Annotated in this window: 18 protein-coding genes, 2 tRNA genes and 3 rRNA genes; 10 read left to right on the forward strand and 13 right to left on the reverse strand. The window is 44.3% G+C overall.

Features of this window, described 5'->3' with window-relative positions; genetic code table 11:
• Positions 1-4: 4 nt before the first annotated feature.
• Both DEO27_RS20555 and DEO27_RS20560 read right to left on the reverse strand, forming a co-directional pair.
• Positions 5-856, reverse strand: coding sequence for a fumarylacetoacetate hydrolase family protein (locus tag DEO27_RS20555; protein ID WP_112575688.1), 852 nt, complete (start codon positions 854-856; stop codon positions 5-7).
• Complete coding sequence (locus DEO27_RS20560) at positions 856-2,028, reverse strand: glycoside hydrolase family 172 protein (protein WP_112575689.1); 1,173 nt, start codon at positions 2,026-2,028, stop codon at positions 856-858. The genes DEO27_RS20555 and DEO27_RS20560 overlap by 1 nt, the downstream gene beginning before the upstream one ends.
• Positions 2,029-2,312: 284 nt before the next feature.
• On the opposite strand from DEO27_RS20560, the gene DEO27_RS20565 reads away from it, so the two are divergent.
• The 3 genes from DEO27_RS20565 (at position 2,313) to DEO27_RS20575 (ending at position 4,078) form a co-directional block, all read left to right on the forward strand.
• Positions 2,313-2,897 (forward strand): Crp/Fnr family transcriptional regulator, encoded by a 585-nt coding sequence (locus DEO27_RS20565; protein ID WP_112575690.1) that lies wholly within the window; start codon positions 2,313-2,315, stop codon positions 2,895-2,897.
• 157 nt (positions 2,898-3,054) lie between these two features.
• Positions 3,055-3,771, forward strand: a complete 717-nt coding sequence (locus DEO27_RS20570; protein ID WP_112575691.1) for a pirin family protein — start codon at positions 3,055-3,057, stop codon at positions 3,769-3,771.
• A gap of 4 nt (positions 3,772-3,775) precedes the next feature.
• On the forward strand, positions 3,776-4,078 hold the full coding sequence (locus DEO27_RS20575) for a hypothetical protein (RefSeq protein WP_112575692.1): 303 nt from the start codon (positions 3,776-3,778) through the stop codon (positions 4,076-4,078).
• Positions 4,079-4,087: 9 nt separating this feature from the next.
• On the opposite strand, the gene DEO27_RS31510 is transcribed toward DEO27_RS20575, so the two are convergent.
• The 7 genes from DEO27_RS31510 to DEO27_RS20610 form a co-directional block, all read right to left on the reverse strand.
• Complete coding sequence (locus DEO27_RS31510; protein WP_190295157.1) at positions 4,088-4,903, reverse strand: glycine-rich domain-containing protein; 816 nt, start codon at positions 4,901-4,903, stop codon at positions 4,088-4,090.
• Positions 4,904-5,194: 291 nt separating this feature from the next.
• Positions 5,195-5,306: ribosomal RNA gene (rrf, locus tag DEO27_RS20585) — 5S ribosomal RNA — on the reverse strand.
• 249 nt (positions 5,307-5,555) lie between these two features.
• Positions 5,556-8,432: ribosomal RNA gene (locus DEO27_RS20590) — 23S ribosomal RNA — on the reverse strand.
• Between the two features lie 265 nt (positions 8,433-8,697).
• Positions 8,698-8,771, reverse strand: a tRNA-Ala gene (locus DEO27_RS20595).
• Positions 8,772-8,856: 85 nt separating this feature from the next.
• A tRNA-Ile gene (locus DEO27_RS20600) sits at positions 8,857-8,931 on the reverse strand.
• Positions 8,932-9,139: 208 nt separating this feature from the next.
• Positions 9,140-10,659, reverse strand: a 16S ribosomal RNA gene (locus tag DEO27_RS20605).
• Together the 16S, 23S and 5S rRNA genes with 2 tRNA genes alongside form the textbook arrangement of a ribosomal RNA operon.
• 306 nt (positions 10,660-10,965) lie before the next feature.
• Complete coding sequence (locus DEO27_RS20610) at positions 10,966-11,148, reverse strand: hypothetical protein (RefSeq protein ID WP_149301880.1); 183 nt, start codon at positions 11,146-11,148, stop codon at positions 10,966-10,968.
• 180 nt (positions 11,149-11,328) lie between these two features.
• On the opposite strand from DEO27_RS20610, the gene DEO27_RS20615 reads away from it, so the two are divergent.
• Positions 11,329-12,735 carry a methyltransferase RsmF C-terminal domain-like protein gene (locus DEO27_RS20615; protein ID WP_223818008.1) on the forward strand — a complete coding sequence of 469 codons (1,407 nt, stop codon included), beginning with the start codon at positions 11,329-11,331 and terminating at the stop codon, positions 12,733-12,735.
• Positions 12,736-12,984: 249 nt separating this feature from the next.
• Here DEO27_RS20615 and DEO27_RS20620 read toward each other — a convergent pair whose 3' ends face one another.
• Positions 12,985-13,668: a porin family protein gene (locus DEO27_RS20620; protein WP_112575042.1), complete on the reverse strand. Its 684-nt coding sequence runs from the start codon at positions 13,666-13,668 to the stop codon at positions 12,985-12,987.
• A 198-nt stretch (positions 13,669-13,866) separates the two neighbouring features.
• Between DEO27_RS20620 and DEO27_RS20625 the strand changes: the two genes are divergently transcribed.
• From DEO27_RS20625 to DEO27_RS20635, 3 genes are all read left to right on the forward strand, one after another.
• Positions 13,867-15,579, forward strand: coding sequence for a glycoside hydrolase family 3 protein (locus DEO27_RS20625; RefSeq protein ID WP_112575043.1), 1,713 nt, complete (start codon positions 13,867-13,869; stop codon positions 15,577-15,579).
• A gap of 205 nt (positions 15,580-15,784) precedes the next feature.
• On the forward strand, positions 15,785-18,955 hold the full coding sequence (locus DEO27_RS20630; RefSeq protein WP_112575044.1) for an ATP-dependent DNA helicase: 3,171 nt from the start codon (positions 15,785-15,787) through the stop codon (positions 18,953-18,955).
• A 280-nt stretch (positions 18,956-19,235) separates the two neighbouring features.
• A complete protein-coding gene (locus tag DEO27_RS20635; RefSeq protein ID WP_112575045.1) occupies positions 19,236-20,582 on the forward strand; it encodes a M28 family peptidase in 1,347 nt (448 codons plus the stop codon).
• Between the two features lie 227 nt (positions 20,583-20,809).
• Here DEO27_RS20635 and DEO27_RS20640 read toward each other — a convergent pair whose 3' ends face one another.
• Genes DEO27_RS20640 through DEO27_RS20650 form a run of 3 tightly spaced genes read right to left on the reverse strand, consistent with a single transcriptional unit; the run spans position 20,810 to position 22,719 of the window.
• Complete coding sequence (locus tag DEO27_RS20640) at positions 20,810-21,610, reverse strand: ABC transporter permease (protein WP_112575046.1); 801 nt, start codon at positions 21,608-21,610, stop codon at positions 20,810-20,812.
• A 3-nt stretch (positions 21,611-21,613) separates the two neighbouring features.
• Complete coding sequence (locus DEO27_RS20645; protein ID WP_112575047.1) at positions 21,614-22,513, reverse strand: ABC transporter ATP-binding protein; 900 nt, start codon at positions 22,511-22,513, stop codon at positions 21,614-21,616.
• Positions 22,507-22,719: a hypothetical protein gene (locus DEO27_RS20650; RefSeq protein WP_112575048.1), complete on the reverse strand. Its 213-nt coding sequence runs from the start codon at positions 22,717-22,719 to the stop codon at positions 22,507-22,509. The genes DEO27_RS20645 and DEO27_RS20650 overlap by 7 nt, the downstream gene beginning before the upstream one ends.
• A gap of 241 nt (positions 22,720-22,960) precedes the next feature.
• On the opposite strand from DEO27_RS20650, the gene DEO27_RS20655 reads away from it, so the two are divergent.
• Genes DEO27_RS20655 through DEO27_RS20665 form a run of 3 tightly spaced genes read left to right on the forward strand, consistent with a single transcriptional unit; the run spans position 22,961 to position 26,162 of the window.
• Positions 22,961-24,016, forward strand: a complete 1,056-nt coding sequence (locus tag DEO27_RS20655) for a sensor histidine kinase (protein ID WP_112575049.1) — start codon at positions 22,961-22,963, stop codon at positions 24,014-24,016.
• Between the two features lie 18 nt (positions 24,017-24,034).
• Positions 24,035-25,369, forward strand: coding sequence for a DUF1080 domain-containing protein (locus DEO27_RS31515; protein ID WP_190295159.1), 1,335 nt, complete (start codon positions 24,035-24,037; stop codon positions 25,367-25,369).
• Between the two features lie 55 nt (positions 25,370-25,424).
• Entirely contained in the window at positions 25,425-26,162 is a 738-nt protein-coding gene (locus tag DEO27_RS20665) for a LytR/AlgR family response regulator transcription factor (protein WP_112575050.1), read from the forward strand.
• Positions 26,163-26,344 lie beyond the last annotated feature (182 nt).

Below are 26,344 nucleotides of genomic sequence, written 5' to 3' on the forward strand. Positions count from 1 at the left end.
CCGCTTATTTATGTTTAGGGTTTAAACCAATCACATTCACCATCGTACCTATATGATCAATACAGATCTCTACCACATCGCCGGCCTGTAAAGTAAAACTTGGCGGCGGTACTAAGCAAGTGCCTGTCATTAAAAAGCATCCGTGAGGGAAATCACATTCGCTGTATAAATAGCCGGTGAGTTCGGTAAATGAACGTTTAATACGGGAAACTGTAGTTTCATCTTCAAAAACAAGCTCACCGGCACGCCTGATATTCATACTAATCACTGTTTCACCAGGGATTGGCGACGACGTAATATATAAACAAGGTCCAAGGGCAGCACTTTTTTCGTATACTTTGGCTTGCGGTAGGTACAAGGCATTTTCGCCCTCAATACTGCGTGAGCTCATGTCATTACCGATAGTATATCCCTGGATATTGCCGCTACTATTCACAAACAGCGTAAGCTCAGGCTCAGGCACATTCCATTCCGAATCTTTGCGGATATAAACCTCATCATTATGTCCGGATACACGATGAGCAAGCGCCTTAAAAAACAACTCGGGCCGGAGCGCGTCATAAACCTTATCATACAAACTTGCGCCTGTTTCAGATTCTTCCATCCGTGCATCACGACTGCGTAAATAAGTGACACCGGCTGCCCATACTTCCTGGCTGCCTATCGGCGGCAATATGTTGCCATTTAAATGTTCGGCCTCTACTTCGGTGCTTAAAGCTGTCGTATCGGTGGTAACCGATTCCAGGTAAGCAGCCAAATCATCACGGTTGATCAGTTTGTCCCATTCATCATCAATTATGAATGATGAACCGTTATGTTGCAGTAAGCTGCCTTTTGCCAGTTTATATAGTTTCATCAGTTTACTTCCAATTCGTCTTTTGAGGGAAATTTAGGGAAAGGGCCATGTTCGCCGGTTTGATACCAGAACACGGTTGAGGCGATATCATCCTGCAAAGGCATGTAACGGCCATCATGCCGCCAGCCCAAAGCCTGTATGGTAACTCTCAAACTTTTTTCAAAGCGGATAGGGTCAACAATATGCCAGCGGTACAAACCGAAGCGCTGGGCGATATTGTAATGTCCGTCGCCCCGGATCACCTGTGGCAAACCGCTGTAAGGGCTGCAAAACTCGGTGTATTCGGTACCTGGTTTCTCTTTGCCATCTGCATCTTTATGACGGGTGTCGAAATCGTACGATCCGCAAAAATAGTCTTCGGTGCCTGTACCGTTTATGGTAGGGAATTTAGTGTCGCCATCCATAAAAAACTTGATCTCTCCTTCCCCCCACCATCCGTTTTTGTTTGAGCCGTAAGCAATATAAGTACCAACATATTGTCCTTTTCCTTTAATGCTATCTACTAAAACAAAATCCTTTTTATAAGGCAATGGGTTTACGCGGCGAAACTGCGCATGGAAATAACCTGCATCTTCAGGTACATCGGTCAGCGTATAGTCAACCTGGTAATAGAGCACCATATCCTCATCGTCAATGTTTTCCATGGTGATGCGGCACTTTTTACGGAATGGCATTGGCCAGTAACAGTTAAAAGCGCTGCCTGGATTAACCGCCACGGCTAACGAAGTTACCGGCGCATATTTACCCCAGCCCATACAAAAGAAATCGCCTACCGGCACCTCAACCGATGGAGTAGTTTCGTCATCCCAATAAAAACGAAGTATCGAATAACGCCAGTTACCGGTAGGTGTCATCCAGATATGTTGGATAGCTCCTGAGCCATTAATTTCGGCAACGGTAAATGTTGTATGCTTTTTGATGATAACGCTTGGGCTTACCTTCCAGGTTTGGCCCAAATCGCGCGAAGCGTTAGCACCGGTTCCGATTGTAGCCATGCCGCCTTTACCCTTTTCGCCCGTAAAATTTTCCGGACTGATAGATCTTGTTTTGGCATCAGACGTACGGTAAAGATTTCCAAGCCCTACGTCAAGCCCATTAAATTTTTGTTGCGCATTAGCAAATGAAGCCACAATAACACACAGGCAGATCGTTAAAAAATAATTTTTCACCATAAAATTTATCTTTAAAATCAATTAACGCAGTAATTGGTAATGCGTTCCAGGTTTATTTGTTTATGCTTCAGGCCTTGTTTAAAAAGCCATTCACAATCATATTGATAATTTTTCGCTATCCATACCGCTTTATAAGCATAACATGCGCATATTTTGGCATGGCTTGTTTGGCGGTTGATAAAGCTAATTTAAAATTTATTAAATACATGCCCCATCCTGTAAAAAACCGGATAGATTAATTGACCAATCTTCGATAATGAGCCAAATAAAACACATTTTTGCATATGCCGCTTGATCTGATACTACATAATCTCGAAAAACACATCCACTTAACCCGCGAAGAACAGGAAATTTTCACGGCCTATCTGCAACCGAAAAAGATAAAACGCAAGCAATTTTTGCTCACCTATGGCGAAGTGTGCAAGTACTCGGCTTTTGTTACAGGAGGATGCTTGAGGGGATATACGGTAGACAAAAGTGGAATTGAACATGTGCTGAGTTTTGCCCCCGCCGATTGGTGGATTGCCGATATGTACAGCCTCATTTCGCAAAAGCCAGGCATCCAGAATATTGAAGCCTTAGAAGATACCGATGTGCTGCTACTTTCTAAGGCAAACCAGGAAAAGCTATATACACAAATCCCCAAGTTTGAGCATTTTTTCAGGATCCTGACCGAAAACTCCTTAGTAGCCAGCCAACAACGACTAATTGATAGCCTAAGCTTAACTGCCGAAGAACGCTATAACAACTTTTGCAAACGTTATCCCACCTTGATCGATCATTTGCCCCAAAAACAAATAGCATCATACATTGGTGTAACCCCCGAGTTTTTTAGCCGGATGAAAAGTGTGATAGTGAGGAAGAAGTAAGTGAATGGTTGATTGGGTTGATTAGGTGAGTGGTTTATGCGCCATAAATAACTATTCTCCACTCACCTAATCAACCAATCACCATTTCTTAACCTACATCAAGTGCCCCCGGATAACGCTCCCTTAAATTTGTATTATAATTTAAAGGAAACACATCATGGCACAAACCATTTTACATAAAGCTAATACCCGTGGACATGCAGATCACGGATGGCTGCATAGTTATCAATCATTCAGTTTTGCAGGTTACTATAATCCTCAACGAATGAACTTTGGTGCTTTAAGGGTATTAAATGATGATACAGTTGATCCGGGCATGGGCTTTGGCAAACACCCACATGATAATATGGAAATCATTTCCATTCCGCTGGAAGGTGACCTGGAGCATAAAGACAGCATGAACAATGTGGCTGTTATTAAAAACGGCGACATTCAGGCCATGAGTGCTGGCACCGGGATCTTTCATAGCGAATACAACTTTGACCGTACCAGCGAAGTTAAATTTTTACAGATCTGGATCTATCCTAACAAACGGAATGTTGAACCGCGTTATGATCAGATCTCGCTAAATCTTGAAGACCGTCATAATAAACTGCAACAGATACTATCTCCAAATCCCAACGACGCTGGTGTATGGATTCACCAGGATGCCTGGTTTCATTTAGGAAAATTTGACAAAGGCTTAAGTACTGAATATACCATTAAAAAAGAAGGTAACGGTGTTTACGTTTTTATTTTAAGTGGAGAAGTGATCATCAATGGCGAAACATTAAGCAGCCGCGATGCATTAGGCATTTGGGATACTGATAAATTCACTATTGGGGCCGGCACCGATGCTGAGTTTTTACTGATAGATGTACCAATGAAATTTTAAAATCATGGAAAAGACGCAGATACTGGTAATTGGCCGGCACCCCGAAATACTGGCCACTGTAGTAAGACTGGTAAACAATAATCCTGACTGGAACGCAACAGGCTGCCTCAGCGATGAGGAAGCCATTGCGGCGTTCCCTACGCAAGACTTTAAAGTGGTTCTGATGGGTGGTGGAGTTGATGAAAGATCGGAAGGAAAACTGAACGAGTACTTTTATAACAGAAACCCCAACATTAAGGTAGTGCAACATTTTGGCGGAGGTAGCGGGCTGCTTAGTGCCGAAATATTTGAAGCCTTGAGCAAATAACACATTAAATTAATGTCCACTGCTGCACCCTGATGACGAACATCCGGAGCAGCCACTACCGCATCCACTATGCCCGCTGCAGCCACTATGACAGCCATGACCGGAGTGCCCATGATGGCCCGTATCCAGATTGCCGTAAGCTCCGCAGCCCCCGGTATTACAACCAGAAGTTTCGCCGGCATCGTTTTTGTTCCAACTTTCCCGTTTAAAAACAACTACCAGAAGAACAACAAAAAACGCTAAAAAGCATAAAACAAACATCGCCCCATCTCCCGACTTCATCGCGATCACGCCGAAACCAAAAGTAAAAATCAAAAGTACCGGCCATATCTTATTTGCCCTGGGTTTACGAATTACCCAATTACGTCGTTTGTTAACGCGCTGAAAATCAATATCTGAGAACCGGGCATTATTTTCAGGCCAAATATCGGGTGGAGGGTATTGTTGAAATACATCTGTATATATTTTATTGGTATCTGTATAAAAAGCATCATATTTAACAGCCTCACTATCCCCACCCTTAGTAGGATTATGATGAATCTCCCGGCCAAGCGTATCACGGCAAAGATCAATCCAATATGAGTGCGTAAAAGTCAGATGCAGGTGCCAGGCCTGATCAACAGCATCGGATGGCGTTACACCGTTATCAGATATGCAACAAAGAAAAATGAACTTCTTATACTCGGATATAACGCGGAGAGCATAATTAACATTCCAGCCATTTTCACGGGCAAGACGTTCTGAAAATTTAAAAGCAGCCTCAGCGTCATCCAATTGAAAATCGAGGATCTTTTGCCAAAGTAAGGCTTGTTGTGCTGTGAGCATATTGTTTAGGTATATGCACTAAGGTAGCAAAATTACTTTCACAAATAAATGGTGAATGGTTGGGTTATATGATGATGTTTTTCACCGCTTGCCATTATCAATTTTATTGTCACCCTGAGGCGCGAAGGATCTTCTTCGCTGTCGCGGGTGAGTGGAGAATAGTCAGTAGTTGATTAGGTTGGATGGTTGTTATAGCTGTTGGAGTAGTAGGAATAGGAAAGTATTATCAACGCAAAAAGCCTTAGTGATTAGCTAAGGCTTTTGCAATGTTGCACCATTAAAGGTGATAAAGGGTGGCACCGACCTACTCTCCCACGTTTTACCGCAGTACCATCGGCTCTGGCGGGCTTGACTTCTCTGTTCGGAATGGGAAGAGGTAGACACCGCCGATATAGGCACCTGAATTTCTTTTTATTAAGGTGAAAACTTAAAGGTTAAAGTTCAAAGGTTTATTACCTTTCGCCTTTATCCTTGGGCCTTTCAGCCTTTATAAATGACATATTATTGAAAGAAGTGATTGAATTTAAGAGAAAACAACAGCACTTGTTGTTCATTATCTGTTTTTGTGTTTCTCACCGGCTCATCTATCCTGCTTATCATCAATATTACTACCAATGAACTACTGAACAAATGAACCAGTGAACGTTTCTTCACGAAGAAAGCTTCGGGCAATTAGTATTACTCGGCTATGATGTCACCACCTTTATACCTGTAACCTATCAACGTAGTAGTCTCCTACGACCCTCAATGGAAGTCTCATCTTGTGGCTAGTTTCGCACTTAGATGCTTTCAGCGCTTATCTATTCCCAACGTAGCTACTCTGCAGTACACCTGGCGGCATAACAGATTCACCAGAGGTTAGTCCAACCCGGTCCTCTCGTACTAAGGTCAGCCCCACTCAAACTTCCTACGCCCACAACAGATAGGGACCGAACTGTCTCGCGACGTTCTGAACCCAGCTCGCGTGCCACTTTAATGAGCGAACAGCTCAACCCTTGGGACCTTCTCCAGCCCCAGGATGTGACGAGCCGACATCGAGGTGCCAAACCTCCCCGTCGATATGAGCTCTTGGGGAGATCAGCCTGTTATCCCCAGCGTACCTTTTATCCTTTGAGCGATGGCCCTTCCATGCAGAACCACCGGATCACTATATCCGTCTTTCGACCCAGCTCGACTTGTCTGTCTCACTGTCAAGCAAGCTTATGCTATTGCACTCCGCGTACGGTTACCAAGCGTACTGAGCTTACCTTTGAAAGCCTCCGTTACCTTTTTGGAGGCGACCACCCCAGTCAAACTACCCGCCAAACAATGTTCTCCACATCGTAGAGTTAGACACCAAATACAGAAAGGGTGGTATTTCAACGTTGACTAACCAACTCCTAGCGAAGCTGGATCACAGTCTCCCACCTATCCTACACATCCTGTATCCGATATCAATGTTAAGCTATAGTGAAGGTGCATGGGGTCTTTCCGTCCCGTTGCGGGTAACCGGCGTCTTCACCGATACCACAATTTCACCGAGCTCATGGCTGAGACAGCGCCCAGATCGTTACACCATTCGTGCAGGTCGGAACTTACCCGACAAGGAATTTCGCTACCTTAGGACCGTTATAGTTACGGCCGCCGTTTACTGGGGCTTCGATTCAATGCTTCGCCTTGCGACTAACATCCCCTCTTAACCTTCCAGCACCGGGCAGGTGTCAGGCCATATACGTCATCTTGCGATTTTGCATAGCCATGTGTTTTTGTTAAACAGTCGCCTGGGCCTTTTCACTGCGGCTGACATTGCTGCCAGCGCCCCTTCTCCCGAAGTTACAGGGCCATTTTGCCGAGTTCCTTAGCCATGATTCACTCGAGCACCTTAGGATTCTCTCCTCGACTACCTGTGTCGGTTTACGGTACGGGTTTTTAATACCTGAAGCTTAGCGGGTTTTCTTGGAAGTCTGATTACCTGAACTATCACCTCGTCCGAAGATTTGGTGTACTATCAGCTTTCAGCAAAATTTGCGTACTTAACTACAAACTCTATACCTACAGCCTTTAACGAACTATTCCGTCAGTTCGCGTCAGTGTCACTACTCCGTCACCGCATCGCAGTATTAAAAAGTACTGGAATATTAACCAGTTGTCCATCGGCTACGCCTGTCGGCTTCACCTTAGGCCCCGACTAACCCTGATCCGATTAGCGTTGATCAGGAAACCTTAGTCTTTCGGTGGGCGGGTTTCTCTCCCGCCTTATCGTTACTTATGCCTACATTTGCTTTTCTATTCCCTCCACAGTCAGTTACCTTCCTGCTTCGCCGGATAATAGAATGCTCCCCTACCAGTCACATTACTGTGAATCCATAGCTTCGGTATACTGCTTGATGCCCGTTTATTATCCATGCCCGATCGCTCGACTAGTGAGCTGTTACGCACTCTTTAAATGAATGGCTGCTTCCAAGCCAACATCCTAGCTGTCTGTGCAATCGGACCTCGTTAGTTCAACTTAGCAATAATTTAGGGACCTTAGCTGATGGTCTGGGTTCTTTCCCTCTCGGCCATGGACCTTAGCACCCATAGCCTCACTCCAGCGTATATTATAAAGCATTCGGAGTTTATCTGGATTTGGTAGGATTTGACTCCCCCGCACCCAATTAGTAGCTCTACCTCTTTATAACTCAACCGCCAGGCTGTTCCTAAAAACATTTCGGGGAGTACGAGCTATTTCCCAGTTTGATTAGCCTTTCACCCCTACCCACAAGTCATCCGGAAACTTTTCAACGTTTATCGGTTCGGTCCTCCAGTACCTGTTACGGCACCTTCAACCTGCCCATGGGTAGATCACAAGGTTTCGCGTCTACCTCCCCTGACTATACGCCCTTTTCAGACTCGCTTTCGCTTCGGATCCGTGTCTTAAACACTTAACCTTGCCAGGGAAGAGTAACTCGTAGGCTCATTATGCAAAAGGCACGCCGTCACCCGTTGCCAGGCTCCGACCGCTTGTAAGTACACGGTTTCAGGTTCTATTTCACTCCCCTGTTCGGGTTCTTTTCACCTTTCCCTCACGGTACTGGTTCACTATCGGTCTCTCAGGAGTATTTAGCCTTACCGGATGGTGCCGGCAAATTCCCACAAGGCGTCTCCGACCTCGCGGTACTCAGGATTCCACTATCCTACTATCAATTACCCGTACGCAGCTCTCATGCTCTATGGCCGGGTTTCCCACCCCGTTCCGGTTCTCTTTAATATTCATGTTGTGGTCCTACAACCCCCATATTGCCGTAACAATATAGGTTTGGGCTTCTTCCATTTCGCTCGCCACTACTCTGGAAATCACTTTTGTTTTCTCTTCCTCTGCTTACTTAGATGTTTCAGTTCGGCAGGTTAGCGCATTCTGCAGTTATTCTTCAAATAACTAGGTTTCCCCATTCGGAAATTACCGGATCAAATCTTATTTGCAAATCCCCGGTACTTATCGCAGCTTATCACGTCCTTCTTCGCCTCTGAGAGCCAAGGCATCCCCCGTGTACCCTTTCTTACTTTCTTCTACTCTTGCGCCTTTTGCGCCGCAAGGTATGTCTTTATTTAGATCTGTCATTAAGTCATTGTTTCATTTGCTCATTACCTTGCGGTTTTGATCTCCTGAAGCTTCTGAACTCAACAACGTCTCTATCTGTTGTTTTCTCTTGTTTTCAATTACTTCTTCCAATATGTCAAAGAACGTTTTGATCCTCCGTCATTCTTTCATTCTTTCATTAAATCATTTTTCAATGACTCAATGACCTGATGATTTAATGACTTCCGGTTCAATGTGGAGAATAACGGATTCGAACCGTTGACCCCCTGCGTGCAAGGCAGGTGCTCTAGCCAGCTGAGCTAATCCCCCTTTCGGATGAGGTGAAAGCTGAAAGGTTAAAGCTAAAAGGTTTCTTACCTTTCGCCTTTATCCTTTTCCCTTTCCGCCTTTATAGTAGTCCCGAGCAGATTTGAACTGCTGACCCCTACATTATCAGTGTAGTGCTCTAACCAAGCTGAGCTACAGGACTTTTTTTTAGTTGCAGTTATCAGTTGCAGTACGCAGGACTTTTCTGCCTACTGCTGCTGCCACTGCTTACTGCCACTCGTGTCCTGGCCTCAACGGCCGGCCCACATCGATGGCTTCATCTTCTGGGTTTCCTTTTGTCTTTTTTTTGTGTTTTAAGAAATTATCATGTAGGTAACAGTCCTGAGTCACTGCTCGCAAATCTGCTCCAGAAAGGAGGTATTCCAGCCACACCTTCCGGTACGGCTACCTTGTTACGACTTAGCCCCAGTTACCGACTTTACCCTAGGACGCTCCTTGCGGTTACGCACTTCAGGCACTTCCAGCTTCCATGGCTTGACGGGCGGTGTGTACAAGGCCCGGGAACGTATTCACCGCGTCATTGCTGATACGCGATTACTAGCGAATCCAACTTCACGGGGTCGAGTTGCAGACCCCGATCCGAACTGTGAATGACTTTGTGAGATTGGCATCCTGTTGCCAGGTAGCTGCCCTCTGTATCATCCATTGTAGCACGTGTGTAGCCCCGGACGTAAGGGCCATGATGACTTGACGTCGTCCCCTCCTTCCTCTCTATTTGCATAGGCAGTCTGTTTAGAGTCCCCACCTTAAATGCTGGCAACTAAACATAGGGGTTGCGCTCGTTGCGGGACTTAACCCAACACCTCACGGCACGAGCTGACGACAGCCATGCAGCACCTAGTTTCGTGTTCCGAAGAACTGTGACGTCTCTGTCACATTCACTAACTTTCAAGCCCGGGTAAGGTTCCTCGCGTATCATCGAATTAAACCACATGCTCCTCCGCTTGTGCGGGCCCCCGTCAATTCCTTTGAGTTTCACCCTTGCGGGCGTACTCCCCAGGTGGAACACTTAACGCTTTCGCTTAGACGCTGACCGTATATCGCCAACATCGAGTGTTCATCGTTTAGGGCGTGGACTACCAGGGTATCTAATCCTGTTTGATCCCCACGCTTTCGTGCCTCAGCGTCAATCATACCATAGTAAGCTGCCTTCGCAATTGGTGTTCTGTGACATATCTATGCATTTCACCGCTACTTGTCACATTCCGCCTACCTCTAGTACATTCAAGCCCATCAGTATCAAGGGCACTGCGATAGTTGAGCTACCGTCTTTCACCCCTGACTTAACAGGCCGCCTACGCACCCTTTAAACCCAATAAATCCGGATAACGCTCGGATCCTCCGTATTACCGCGGCTGCTGGCACGGAGTTAGCCGATCCTTATTCTCAAGGTACATTCAACTCGGTACACGTACCGAGGTTTATTCCCCTGCAAAAGCAGTTTACAACCCATAGGGCCGTCTTCCTGCACGCGGCATGGCTGGTTCAGACTTCCGTCCATTGACCAATATTCCTTACTGCTGCCTCCCGTAGGAGTCTGGTCCGTGTCTCAGTACCAGTGTGGGGGTCATCCTCTCAGATCCCCTAAACATCGTAGCCTTGGTATGCCGTTACCACACCAACTAGCTAATGTTGCGCATGCCCATCTTAGTCCTATAAATATTTGATCATCAAACGATGCCATTCAATGATGTTATGCGGTCTTAATCTCTCTTTCGAGAGGCTATCCCCCTGACTAAGGTAGGTTACATACGTGTTACGCACCCGTGCGCCACTCTCATCGGGAGCAAGCTCCCAAATCCCGTCCGACTTGCATGTATTAGGCCTGCCGCTAGCGTTCATCCTGAGCCAGGATCAAACTCTCCATTGTAAAATGTTTTGTTTGTTCACTGACCCTATTATTAATTAATAGAATCTGTATTATTATATCTTTATACAGTTCGCTTGCTTTTTTTGTAACTCTTCAGCTTGTATTGGCCTTAGCCTTTACGCGCCTCCCGTTACGCTACATGATTTCCATTTCTTAAAAGAACTTGCTCGCTTCCCCATCTCAGTTCAGCTATATAATCTTTCGGTGTTAACCGTTTTGATTTGTCAGTTTATCCGGTGAGAATCGCTCTCTTTCCGTTTTGATTCCAAAGGCCTAAAACCCTCATCCTCTTCTTTTTAGAAGCTTTTAAACTTCTTCCCCGCTTGGGGCTGCAAAGGTAACAACCTTTTTCTCTTTTCCAAAACTTTTTTTTTCTTTTTGTTTTGGACTCAATCCCTTCTCTCTTCTCCCCGTTTGCGGGCTGCAAAGGTGTGAATTATATTTTGTTTTAGCAAGTAAAATTTTACTTTTTAAAACCTTTTCATTCAACCTTAATCTTCAAAAAACAACACCTTTTTCTCAAAGGCGGTCACAAATGTACGCAGAAAACCAGCTTCCAACCAAGACATATTTTCAAATAATCGATACCCCTTTCGCAACTCACTGAAAATTAACGTTAAATAAATGTGAAGTTACTGTTATAATTAGGCAAGGACGGTCATTTTCCTAATGCGTATATTTGAAATGAATATGAACGAGCTTAATTTTCCACCGCATTTCATCGCGTCATTAGGTGCAGAAAACGGTTTTGACGAAGAAAACTTTGTAAAAGCGCACCAGTTTGAAGACGCTCCAACCTCTATCAGGGTGAATCCTTTTAAGCCATCAACCTTAAAAAGCACACAAAATGTACCCTGGTGTGCAAATGGATATTACCTGGAGAGCCGTCCGTCGTTCACTTTTGATCCTCTTTTTCATGCCGGGTGCTACTATGTACAGGAAGCATCGTCGATGTTTATTGATCATATTTTTAAAACTATCAACTCAAATAGTGACGAAGAGATCAAAGTACTTGACCTTTGTGCTGCGCCCGGAGGTAAAAGCACACTCCTTAATTCGGCCCTGCAGCCTACCGATTTGTTGGTGGCAAACGAGATCATCAAAACCCGCGTACCTATATTAACAGATAATTTAAACCGCTGGGGCACGGCCAATACTATTGTTACCAATAATGATCCCAAAGATTTCGGAAGGTTGAAAAGCTTTTTTGATATCATACTGGTTGACGCGCCATGTTCAGGTTCGGGCATGTTCCGCAAAGATCCAGACGCGATGAACGAATGGTCGGAAAGCAACGTGAACCTTTGCCACCAGCGACAGGAACGTATCCTGGCCGACATTTATCCGGCACTAAAAGAAGATGGCTATCTTATATATAGTACATGTTCCTACTCGCACCAGGAAAACGAGGATATTCTGGATTGGCTTTGTGCCGAGTTTGAACTGGAAAGCGTTCGTATACCTGTTCATAATGAATGGGGAATTGTTGAAACCCAATCGCCGCAGCAAAAAGCCTGGGGCTATCGTTTCTATCCCGGTAAAGTAAAAGGCGAGGGCTTATTTGCTTCCTGTTTGCGTAAAAAAGAACACAGCGGCGATCTGGCATCATTTAAAAATAATACTCAGCAAAAGTTACCGGGCAAAGAGCTTGACCAGGTACGCTCATATATCAATGAACCGGATGATTTTTACTATTTCAAAGTAAACGACGACTGGATGGCTATTAACCGTGCCCACAAAGAAAGCCTGAATATATTACAGCGACACCTTTATATTAAAAAATCAGGGGTGATTATTGGAAAGCTTGCCGGGAAAGACTTGATTCCGGATCATGAACTGGCGCTAAGTCTGATAGTGAATAAAGATGCCGTTCTGGAAACGCCCCTTAATAAAGACCAGGCCATCCAATACCTGCGCCGGGATAATATAGATTTAAGTACAACTGATAAAGGTTGGACATTGATGACCTACGAAGGACACCCGCTTGGTTGGGCCAAACTTTTGCCTAACCGTATCAATAATTATTACCCTAAAGAAATAAGGATCCTGTCTGCACATCCGCCGAGGGAATGGTAATCAATTATAAATCAAACCGATTCCAGCGTTAGGGATAGTAGCGGATACCGGCCCGTGATTAATGCCTGTGCAGTATGAGCGAATAGCCCGCCCGTCAGCTGACGGGAACGCCCATATGAGTATGCTGGCTCTCAATGCCTTAAAATTAAAAATTCATGCAAAGATTCAAATCAACGGGGTTATTTCCCTTTAAACCTTTGCATGAATCAATTACTGGGAGATTTACTCCTGATTTAAATACTTTATTGCTTATTGAAATTTAAAACCTAAACCTATTTGCCATACCTGATTACGATAGTTAGGCAGATTTTGATCGGCATAAGGACGGTTTTCGCCAAGGTCGATATTGTAACGGCCGCGTATCTCCACATTACGGTTAATATCAAAGCTCACTCCCACTACACCGGCCACGTAACTATGTTCGGCATCATTGTCGATATGATCGATGCTGGTACCTACAGCGCTTTCATAAGTATTTTTGGTTGATGTTAAAAAGGTAAGTTGCGGACCAACCAATAGGTTAAAACCTCGTACTACCCTAAACTTAGCCAGCAACGGCACATCGATATAATTGGTACGTTGCGTAAATTTCCCGTCCCTGTCATTTACCTCATAACCTTTTTGCGAAAACAATACTTCGGGCGCAAACGATAGCGGGTAGATAATAGGCACGTCAAACGTTAAACCTGCATGCCAGCCGGCAAGTGAGCTTGAACTGTAATTGCTGTTATAAGCATCAACCGTGTTTGAAACATTTAAACCTACCGCAACACCTACCTTCGGCGTATAAAAATCATCATAACGGCGCTGTGGCTGTTGCCGTTCAACAACCCTGCGTGGCGGACGGCGGTGACGCGGGCCATAATAATATCCCTGCGCACTAACTGTACCAACGGTAAAAAGGCACATCGCCAAAAAAAGTAATTTTTTCATCGTTTTTCTCTGTTTTAAATAAGTGACGGGAAAAGCCTCAGGCCGATTTGTGCATGGGCCGCCATTAACTTCTCCCTGTATGTATGTTAATAAATTGATAGATTACTGAAAAACGTAAAGGTTTATTTGTGGTTTGTTTTTTGTAATAGTTGTAACATCATTTTCATCAAAAATTCAGAATAACGCTACATTTGACCTATGCAAGCTTCTAAAAACCGTTTTTTCTACCCCTTAATTATCATCTTCACATTTTTTACTGCCGATGCTTTCGCTCAAAAGGAGAGTTATATCCAATTACTGGGTAAGCAAAACCGTTGGGTTGATTCGGTATATAATAAAATGAGCCGCAAGCAACGGATAGCACAATTACTGTTTGTAAGGGCGCATACCAATAAGGGGAAAGTTTATGAAGACTCGGTTGGGCAAGTAATTAAAGAGCAGCAGTTAGGTGGTGTGGTTTTCTTCCAAGGCGGACCGGTGCGCCAGGCTAACCTTATTAATAAATACCAGAAACTGGCCAAAGTACCTTTAATTGTAACTATGGATGGTGAATGGGGATTGGGCATGCGCCTGGACTCTACCATATCATATCCGTATCAAATGACGCTTGGCGCTATACAGGATAACAACCTGATCTACAAAATGGGTCAGCAGGTAGCCTATGATTTTAAGCGGCTGGGCATGCAAATGAACCTCGGGCCAGATATGGATGTGAACAACAATCCTAACAATCCGGTTATCAATTACCGCTCTTTTGGCGACAACATGTATAACGTAGCAAAAAAGGGCATCGCCTATTTTAAGGGGATGCAGGATGCAGGCTTGCTTACTTCGGCCAAACATTTTCCGGGGCACGGAGATACCAATGTCGATTCGCATTTTGATTTGCCATTACTACCTTACAGCCGTGCGAGGTTAGATTCATTGGAGATGTACCCATTTCGGGAAGCTATCAACGCCGGTATTAGTGGTGTGATGATAGCGCACATGAATATACCTTCGTTAGATAACACGCCAAAACTCCCTTCTACCCTTTCGCGCCCTATTATCACCGGTATCTTGAAAGATTCACTGAAGTTTAAAGGCCTGGTGATATCCGACGCGATGGAAATGAAAGGCGTTACCAAATATTTCCCAAATGGCGAAGCCGATGTAAGGGCCTTTATTGCCGGTAATGATATTATCGAGCTGTCTGAAAACTCCGACCGGGCCATCGACCTGATCCGTAAGGCTGTAAGGCACGGTAGTGTTAGCGCGGCCGAATTTGAAGCCCGCATCAAAAAGATTTTAGTTGCTAAATACTGGGCAGGGCTTAATCAATACAAACCAACTGCCCTCAACAATTTAAGCCAGGACATCAACAGCGACGCCGCTAAAACATTGGTGCAGCAATTGAGCGATGCCTCGGTAACCCGTTTAAAAAACAATAACCCGGCATTTAATCCTTTTTTAAAAACAGCGATAGTAAGTATCGGTGTGAGCTCGCCAACGCTTTTCCAGATGGAGGTTGTAAAAAGCTTTCCTAACAGCCGTATATTTATAGTTAATAAAGATGCCCCGGCACTTGAAGTTACCAATATCCTTAACTGGCTTAAACAATACCAGCAGATCATTGTGGGCATACATGATACCCGCCTGCGCCCGCAAAGCAAACTTGATTACAGCAGCGATGTAAAACTGCTGATTGCCGATCTGGCATCGAGGAAAAATACAGCATTCAGCGTATTTGCCAATGCTTATACTATAGCCGGTTTACCGGGGCTTGAAAAAGCTGGCAACTTAATAGTTTGCTATCAGATGTCGCCGGAGTTGCAGCAATCTGCAGCCAAAGTGCTTAGCGGTCGTTTAAAACCTACGGGGAAGCTGCCTGTAAGTGTGAACGCGTTTTTTACAACGGGGATGGGGTTGTAGCCCCCCAGCCTCCTAAAGGGGGAGTTCAAGTATAATAATAGCGGAGGCAATCAATTTCCATTTTAAGTCCTAATTTTGGTATCGGCGGCTTTTAGGTTCGAATAAGTACCTTAAGTATGCCAGGTTATCAAACATCAGAATACAAAGAATTTTAATAACCAAATTAGAAGTCTCCCCTCTTTAGGGGGAGATTTAGAGGGGGCTTATGCAATCTACATTCAATAAATATAATAACAAGTTTCAAGAGGCGCTGGCCGGGCTAAACCCCGAGCAGTTAGCGGCAGTAAATAAAATGGATGGCCCTGTGCTTGTGGTAGCAGGCCCCGGTACGGGTAAAACCCAGATCCTGGCGGCCCGCATTGGCAAAATCCTGACCGATACTGATGCCTCGCCCAGCGAGATATTGTGCTTGACCTATACCGATGCCGGTGCGGTGGCCATGCGCAAACGTCTGTTTGAGTTTATAGGGCCCGATGCTTACCGTATTAATATATATACTTTTCATGCTTTTTGTAACGAGATCATCCAGGAAAACCTGGAATATTTTGGCAAGCTGAACCTGGAGTCATTGTCGGATCTGGAATCGGCCATGCTTTTTCGTGAGCTGGTTGATGAGTTCCCGAACGATCACCTGCTGAAGCGCTTCACCGGCGATATTTATTACGACGTGCCCCGCCTCAAAAGCCTGTTCAGTACTATGAAACGGGAAAACTGGGATGCCGCTATGATTGAGCGGGCGGTAGGCGAGTATTTGGAGGATATACCGAATCGTGAGGAGTTTATTTATAAACGCGCCAACGCTAAAGCAGGTATTAAGGTCGGAGATCCTAAACAAAAAGATATCGATGCGGCGCACGAGGTAATGAAAAAATTGCTGGCAGCCGTAGGCGAGTATCAAAATTATACCGAAAAGATGAAGACCCGCGGTCGCTATGATTATGACGACATGATCATTTGGGTGCTTCGTGCTTTCCGGGATAATGAGGAAATTTTGCGCCGTTACCAGGAGCGTTACCAATATATTTTGGTTGATGAATTTCAGGATACCAGCGGATCGCAAAACGAGCTACTGCGTTTCCTGCTTAATTATTGGGATACGCCAAACGTTTTTGTGGTGGGCGATGATGATCAGTCGATCTTTAAGTTTCAGGGTGCCAACATGAAAAACATCCTTGATTTCGCCAACGATTATGTAGACACCCTGCATACCGTGGTTTTGAAACACAACTACCGCTCCAACCAGCAGATCCTTGATATTTCAAAAGCCCTTATCGATAATAACTTTGAACGATTAACCAGTCAGCTTAAATTAGATAAGGCATTAAAATCGTCACATCCGCGATTTAGCGATTTGTTGGTCGATCCAGTGATCCGCGAATATGAAAATCCGGATAAAGAACTGGTTGATGTATCCCTGCAGATCAAAAAGCTGGTGGAACAAAATGTACCTCCGGGCGAAATAGCCGTGATCTATCGCAACCACAACCAGGTTGAGGAAATGATCAAATTCCTGGATGTGCAAAAGATCCAGGTAAACACCAAACGCAAGATAGATGTACTTACCCAGCCCTTTGGCGAAAAGATCATCAACATATTGCGTTACCTGGCCATGGAACTCGACTCGCCATACAGCGGCGACGAACTGCTGTTCGAGATCATGCACTATGATTTCTTTAACATCCCTCCTATCGAAATTGCCAAGGCAAGTGTAGCAGTATTTAAAGAAAACTTTGGTACCCTGGCTTATAATCAGCCTAAAACATCTATTCGCCGTTATGTGAGTGAAATGAAGCCGCTCGCACAGCCTGACCTCTTTAAACCAGATCAGCAACAGGAGATGCGGTACCTCATAAACAATGTGGATTACCTGTTGAAAGAAGCTGTAAGCGTTACGCTACAACAGCTTTTTCAGAGCGTTATCTCTAAAATGGGTATCCTGAAATACATCATGCAGCAGCAGGACAAAGGAAGTTACATGCAAATGCTTACCAGCTTTTTTGATTTCCTGAAGGATGAAAGCCGCAAGAAGCCCGACATCAGCCTCAATGATTTGATCCAGACCATTGAGATGATGAAGAAGCACCAAATACGGATGGAGCTTAACCAAAGCATTTTTTCTGAAAATGGTGTTAACTTCCTTACAGCACACGGCTCCAAAGGCCTTGAATTTGAAGATGTGTTTTTTATTGGTTGCGATAAACGTACCTGGGACAGCAAAGGCCGGAACAGCGGTTTCAGCTACCCGGATACACTTACCCAATCGGCATCAGATGAGATCGCACAGAAAGAGGAAGCCCGCCGCTTATTTTATGTAGCAGTAACCCGCGCTAAGCAGCACCTTGTGATATCATATGCGGCCAAGGATAAAAAAGATAAAGATCAGGAAGCGAGCCAATTTGTAGGCGAAATACTGGCCAGTACCAGCATACAGGTACAATATCCTAAGGTTGATGCCGATACGATGATTGATTTTCAGGCAACGCAGTTCAGTGAAACCGATAAACCAAAAGTTGAACTACTGGACACAAACTACATTAACCAGCTGCTGCAAAACTATACGCTATCGGTAACCCACCTGAGCAATTATCTGGATTGCCCGTTAAGGTTTTATTTTCAATGCCTTATCCGTGTACCGGCAGGTAAGAGTCCGTCGGCTACTTTTGGCCAGGCGGTGCACTGGGCGCTTAATAAAACTTACAGGCAGTTGAAGGACAATGATAACGAGTTCCTGAGCACCGAAAATTTCATGCGCGAATTCAGGTGGTACATGGCCCGCAACCGCGATTCTTTTACCAAAGATGAGTTTAAGCTGCGCTCGGCTTATGGCGAAAAGATCCTGCCGCCATATTATGAACAAAACGTACCTCACTGGAATAAAATAGCAGTAACTGAACGTTCAATAAAAAATATTGAAGTGGTTGGCGTGCCTATTAAAGGTAACCTGGATAAAATTGAATTTGATGGCAAACAAGCCACCGTTGTTGACTACAAAACAGGTAAACCCAAAAATGCAAAAGATAAATTGTTGCGCCCAACCAACGATGCGCCAAACGGAGGTGACTACTGGAGGCAAGCTGTTTTTTATAAAATACTGATAGATCATGACCGCACTACCGACTGGCAGGTGATCAGCACCATTTTTGATTTTGTTGAGCCGATAAACGATGGTGAATATTACCGCGAAAAATTTGTCATTACACCCGAAGATGTGGAAATAGTAACCGGGCAGATCAAGGATACGTACGAGCAGATCATGGCCCACAACTTCAGCACCGGATGCGGTAAAAAAGAGTGCGACTGGTGCCATTTTGTAAAAAGTAATTTTAAACAGGCCGATGAGATTTTAGGGATTGTTGCAGAGGAGGAAGGAGAATAAAAAGAATATTTTCAAAATCCCCTCTCGAGAGGGGGCGCGTAGGAACGAGTGGTAGCAGGGGTGTGTTTCTGCTATAAGTTTATCAAAGCAGAAACACACCCCTCCGCCCCTCTCAAGAGGGGAATCGCACAATCCCACGCTTTTGCTTCCTTGAGTTAACGGCTATTGCGTGACCTCTTGAACGTGCGACGTAATTAAAAAACACCATCACTGGATTATTACAATACGTTTCATTCTGTAAATTCATTAATTCCATAAATTCGGGTTCAGACATCATTTTATGAAACACATCCTCCCATTCCTCCTCCTCATCCTAACCCTCCCGGCCACCGCGCAAACCATTGTAAAACAGGATGCGGGGATCAAGCAAATGGTTGATGAGGTATCGGCCAAAAACATTGAAGGTACTATTCGGAAACTGGTTAGCTTTAAAAGCAGGCATACGCTCAGCGATACCACCAGCAAAACTACCGGCAGCGGAGCGGCTCGTAACTGGATCAAGGCTGAAATGGAGAAATATGCTGCGGAATCCAACGGGAGAATGACCGTTCAGTTTGATACGTTTACCCAGCCTAAGGGCACGCGGATTGATAAACCCATCAAACTCAAAAATGTATTGGCTATATTAAAAGGTACCGATCCTAATGATACCCGGGTGTACCTTGTATCCGGCCATTATGATTCACGTATTAATGATGTGATGGATACCAATGGTGTTGAGCCGGGCGCCAATGACGATGCCTCGGGCACGGCACTTTCTATGGAATTGGCCAGGGTAATGGCCAGACGGCCGTTTCCGGCTACCATTATTTTTATGGCGGTGGTTGGCGAAGAGCAAGGCCTTTACGGATCGGCCAATGTTGCCAAACGGGCCAAAGCCGAAAACTGGAATGTGGATGCCATGCTAAATAATGATATTGTAGGCAATACCTATGGCATGGAAACCGACCTGAAGGATAACCGCAGTGTACGGGTTTTCAGTGATGGCGTGCCTACCGCGGCTACTGATAAACAAGTGGCGGCACTAAAATCATTAGGTGGAGAAAATGACAGCCCGTCGAGAGAGTTGGCAAGGTACTCCAAAGAAATTGGGGAACGCTATGTCGATCAGTTGGATGTGAAGCTTATTTATCGCCGCGACCGTTACCTGCGCGGTGGCGATCACCTGCCGTTTTTAGAGCAGGGCTTTACAGCTGTGAGGTTTACCGAAATGAACGAGAACTTTAACCGCCAGCACCAGAATATCCGTACCGAAAATGGTGTTGAATATGGCGATCTGCCCGACTTTGTAGATTTTAATTATGTACAAAAGGTGGCGCGTATGAATCTATCAGTATTGGCCAATCTTGCCTCGGCCCCTGCCGAACCCCAAAACGTTGGCGTTATCACCAGCGATCTCACCAACAAAACCAAATTGAAATGGGAAGTTCCGGCTACCGGAAAAAAGCCGGTCGGTTATTATGTATTAATGCGTGAAACCATCAGCCCTTATTGGGAAAAGAAGTTTTATGTAACAGATACTGCCGCCACGCTCAATTATTCAAAGGACAATTATTTTTTCGCAGTACAGTCGGTTGATGCGGATGGGCATGAGAGTTTACCGGTGTTTCCTAAGCCGGTTAGATAGTTTGAGAGAGATTAGAGGCTATAACGAAAAGATGTCATTGCGAGGTACGAAGCAATCGCATGCTATACAGAGCGGCTTTGCTTCTGCGCGGTTGCCACGCTTTGCAATGACATGGTTGTGTTTATTTTTTCAGTAACCTTCATCTTTCCCATATTATTATGCTCCAGCTCCCGAGAGAAAACGAGAACAGCCATTATCTCAGAAGCAAGCTACCTAATCACCAACAACTACTTCACACTCTTGCGCTGAACAATAAAATATCCGGTAATAAATACCACCAGGGCTACAGCCATGCTTACAAATACATCTTTGGTAAAAACATCAATTTGTAATGAATGAGCTGGATCGCCGTGATTATTTTTTAACATGCTGCTGATGGCGGCCATGGGATGCGCATACGGAAACAGGTAACTATACTCCCAGCCTTTTGTAGCGGCCACAACACCGGCTATGGTACATACAAAACCGATCCCCATCGGCTTTAAAAAATCGGCCCAAAACAGACTGAGTAAAAACTGGATAGAAAGAATGCCCAATGACGACAGAAATAGTTTGAAATAGATCTGCGCCAGTTCTTTTTCCATATGGAAATCATCGAACCGTAATTCGGGCTTTACTATACTGAGCAGGTTGCCAAAACCTATGGTGAACAACACAAATAAAGCAAGGCACATAAATACGAGAAAAACGGCGTAAAAAAACTTAGCCGCATACACCGACCAGCGCGGGATTGGCAGGTTAAACAAAGTTTTCCAGGTATCGGCCCTGTGCTCAATACTGTTTACGGAGTATGCAATAAAGATGATATACATCGGCAACACCAACGAGCCCATAATGCCCAGGATAGCACCTGCAAACTGCAGCCAAAGCATCATTGGCGGCATTGATGTCAATTTTTCGCTTTTAGTGTAAAAGCCAATAAACAGCAAAACGCCTATCAGCAAAGGCAGCATTACGGAAGCCCAGAAGCCAAGCGTTTTACGGCTTTTGTAAAACTCCGAACGGAACGATAATATAAATCCTTTCATGGCTTAGGCGCTTTGGGTTATATCTAAGAATAATTTTTCGAGATCTTTTTGTTGTTTACCAATGCTGTAAACGGTTTGGCCGCCTTTGTTCAACATAGTATTGATATCGCCCATTTGTTGTTTGGAGATGTAGGGTATCATTAAATGATCGTCTGTTACTTCGGTAACATTAATATGGTTACGGGTTAGCAGGTTGGCGGCATCAACCGTATTTTCCGCTTCAATACGCACAAGCGGTTTGCTGATGGCTTGTAAATCGGCTATGCTACCCTGAAAAAGCATCGCGCCATTGTTGATGATGCCTACGTGGGTTGCCATCCGCTCAATTTCGGCCAGCAGGTGGCTCGATATAAAAACGGTTTTGCCATGTTGTGCAACCAATTTTTTCAGCAATTCACGAATCTCAATGATCCCGTTCGGGTCGAGGCCATTGGTGGGCTCATCTAAAATTAACAATTTAGGATCGGCCAGCAGGGCCAGCGCAATGCCAAGGCGTTGTTTCATCCCTAATGAATATTGCCCGGCTTTTTTATTGGCGGCATGGGTTAGCTGCACCAGGTCAAGCATATCTTCAACGCGCTGAGCAGGCACCTGTAATAATAAGGCCCTGTTCAATAAATTTTCCCTCCCGGTTAAATGCTGATATAAAGCAGGCTGCTCAATAAGCGAACCTATTTTTGAAAGTATGTTGATGCGGTTTGTTTTGATATCCTGCTCAAAGATGTTGATGTTACCTGCATCCGGTTTAAGCAAGTTGAGCAGTAATTTGATGGTAGTGGTTTTCCCGGCACCATTAGGCCCGAGAAAACCATATATACTTCCTTCCGGAACTTGCAGCGCCAGCGACTTAACTACCTGCTGCTTACCAAAGGTGAAGGAAAGCCCTTCGGTACTAATTACCATATATTATTGTTTTTTGCTACTGAGCAAACGGTTTTAACCATTACAAAACCTTTATGAAACAATGAGGTAGCATGTACTGCTGTGCGGCCAATTATTGCTGTTTCCTTTTTTTGCTCGAACTGGTAAGTTACACCCAAAATAAGGGCAAACATTACCGGGATCAATAACATGATAAAAGGATTTGAATTTTTGATAAGCGTTTTCATTGTGAGTGGTGATTTTATACAACAAAGGAATATCAAAAAAATAACCTGCTAAAATCATTTAGACCAACTCACTTTGTTTATAGATGAACGGTTTTATATACCTTTTAACCGGTTCATCGATAATAAAAGCCAGTTCATCGAAAAAAAGGGCGGCTACATATAAATAACCGGCCGATATCATTATCAAAATATTAAATTAGATGCCATACCCATAAACAAAAAGAGGATTTAAAAACAGCGAATGGAGGCTTCATTACCATTACCAAAACCCAGAACCGGCATTAAAACTGCCTGGATAATTTTTTGGCACCTGTTTTTCTGGACGGCCATTATATCCTTTTTTGTTTTCCTTGCCCGATTAAACGATGCGCAGCTCAGCAGCAAGGAGCTACTGGTGATATTTTTATTATATCCTACCATCAATATCAGTCTGTTTTACCTTAACTATCTCATTTACATACCCAATTTTCTTAATAAAAAACAATACTGGAAATACGCCGCTGCGGTGCTGGCAAGCATTGTGATTTATGGTATAGGTAAATACGGTGTTGGGCTTATATTTAAAGATATTGTACTGGTTCATCAAAAAGGCCATGTAACCGGTTTTGCTACTTATTTTTACAGCAGCATATTTACCAGCCTCATATTTGTGTTTTTGAGCACGGCCTTAAAATTCAGTACCGACTGGTTCCTGAACGAACGGATTCAGCGCGACCTGGAAAACCAGCGATTAATTGCCGAGCTGGCTTTTCTGAAATCGCAGATCAACCCGCATTTTCTGTTCAACTCTTTAAATAGCATTTACTCACTGGCCTATCAGCGTTCAGAAACCACCCCGGAGGCCATTTTAAAGCTTTCGGAAATTATGCGTTATATGCTCTATGAGTGTAACGATAATAAAGTTGATCTGAGTAAAGAACTTCAATACCTGCAAAACTATATCGACCTGCAAAAGATCCGCTTTGGCAGCAAGGCTTTTATTGATTTTAAGGTTGATGGCAACATTACCGATCAGAAAATAGAGCCACTGTTGCTCATCGCCTTTATTGAAAATGCTTTTAAACACGGCGTTGCCAATGATATTAACTCGCCAATTAAACTGCTTATCAACGTGGCCGATGGCAAACTTCATTTCTACATTCAAAACAAAAAACACAACAATAACCGCGACGCGGTGGGCGGGATTGGTTTAATAAATGTACAACGACGGCTCGATTTGCTTTATCCTGACAGGTATTCCTTAAAAATCAGAGATGAAGAATATACCTACACTTGCGAATTATCAATAGATTTATAGTTATAACCCATTATAACCATGACCTATCTGAAAAATTTGTTTACAGCCCTGCTTTTAGCGATATCGGCCATTCCAGCTATCGCACAAACCGATCCAAAGGCAACCGAAGTTTGGGACCCGGAACCCGAAGTAGTTTTACCGGGTGTTGGCAACAAGGCCCCATCAGATGCCATTATTTTATTTGATGGCAAAAACCTTGATAAGTGGACAGATCAGAAAGGTAATAAGCCGGGCTGGATTGTAAAAGACGGCATTGCAACCGTTAAACCAGGCAGCGGCTCCATCATTACCAAACAAAACTTTGCCGATTGCCAGCTGCATATCGAATGGCGCACACCCGCCGTTGTTAAAGGCGAAGGTCAGGAACGCGGCAACAGCGGTGTAATTATGCAAAGCCATTACGAATTGCAAATCCTGGACAGCTATAAAAACCGTACCTATTCAAACGGACAGGCCGGTTCTATTTATAAACAATACGTACCACAGGTAAATGCTTCGCTTAAACCGGGCGAGTGGCAAAAGTATGATATCATTTATACAGCCCCGCGCTTTAATATTGACAGCTCGGTAAAAACACCTGCTTATATTACGGTACTGCACAATGGCGTATTGGTGCAAAACCACGTAGCTATAAAAGGCACTGTGGCACATGTGGGCCAGCCAAAATATCAAAAACATCCCTTCGCCTTACCATTGTTAATACAGGAGCATGAGTTTCCGGTATCATTCCGTAATATCTGGATCAGGGAGCTTGGTGTTCAAAAGTTGTTGAACGGTAAGGATAAAAAAGGCTGGTATACCTATCTGGATACTTTGGGCAAGGATAACGACATACATAATAACTTTGCTATTGAAAACGGCATGGTGCATGTTATGGGTAAATACTTTGGTTACCTGGCCACCCAAAAATCGTACGATAATTATTACCTGAAAGTGGTATTTAAATGGGGGACCAAACAATACCACCCACGCGAAAAGGGAGCCCGTGACGCGGGTATTTTATACCATTTTGGCGAAGAGGATAAAGATGTGGTATGGCCACGATCAATAGAATGCCAGATCCAGGAGGGCGATTGCGGCGATATCTGGTGCGTACAACACACCAGCGTTGTTACGCCAAATAAATCGGCTATTGAGTGGGACCAACAGCGCGTTTACCGAACCGCCAATTTTGAAAACCCACGGGGCGAGTGGAACACTATTGAAATTATTTGTAACGGCAATCAGATTGAGCACTATGTTAACGGGCACCTGGTAAACTGGGGAGTAGCCTCTTTATCGCATGGCCGCATCCTTTTACAATCTGAAGGGGCCGAAATCTGGTATAAATCTGTTGAATTGACGCCGTTATAACAAAAACAGCTCACTAAAAAATTTAGAATAACCATTATTACATTATTTTTACGCTATGATCAGATGTTTGGTAGTTGACGATGAGCCTTTGGCGCTGCATATTTTGGAAGATTATATATCCAAAATGCCTTTTTTGCAATTGGTTAAAGCCACAACCAACCCTATCGAGGCGCTTACCATGGTGCAGGCCGCCGAAGCTGATCTGGTATTTTTAGATGTGCAGATGCCCGAACTTACCGGCATCCAGTTTTTAAAAATTGCCAACGGCAAAGCCAAGGTCATTTTAACCACAGCTTATCCGCAATACGCGCTTGAAGGCTATGAGCTTGATGTGGTTGATTACCTGCTGAAACCTATCGCGTTTGATCGCTTTTTCAAATCGGTACAAAAAGCTCAAGGCATTATTCAGCCGGTGCAGGCCAAACCACAACAGGTGGTTGTACAGGCCGAACCTGTGCAGCAGGATGACTTTTCGACGGATTTCATCTTTGTAAAAACCGAGCATAAAATTCAGAAGGTTTACCTGCACGATATCATGTTCATAGAAGGTTTAAAAGATTACATCAGCATTTTTACCTCTGCCGAGCGGATCATTACCCTGCAAGGCATGAAGAAAATGGAAGATGCCCTGCCCGAAAAACATTTTGTACGCGTACATAAATCGTACATTGTTGCCCTCAATAAAATAGATAGCATTGAAAGAAGCCGCATCCAGATAGGCGATAAGATCATCCCCGTAGGCGATACCTATCGCGACGAGTTTTTCAGGATGATTGAGAATAAGAATATTTAGGGGTTAAATTTTCGCGATAAGTCCGAATACCTAATTAATATGTCATTGCGAGCGAAGCGTGGCAATCTTGTAGCCAATGCATATCCGCCCTGTATAGCTACGAGATTGCCACGTCGCCCCAGTGCTTTTACCACCCCTGCTCCTCGCAATGACATGATTTATTTATTCTTCAAATAATCCTT

The sequence above is a fragment of the Mucilaginibacter rubeus genome (genome assembly GCF_003286415.2).
Lineage (GTDB): Bacteria > Bacteroidota > Bacteroidia > Sphingobacteriales > Sphingobacteriaceae > Mucilaginibacter > Mucilaginibacter rubeus_A.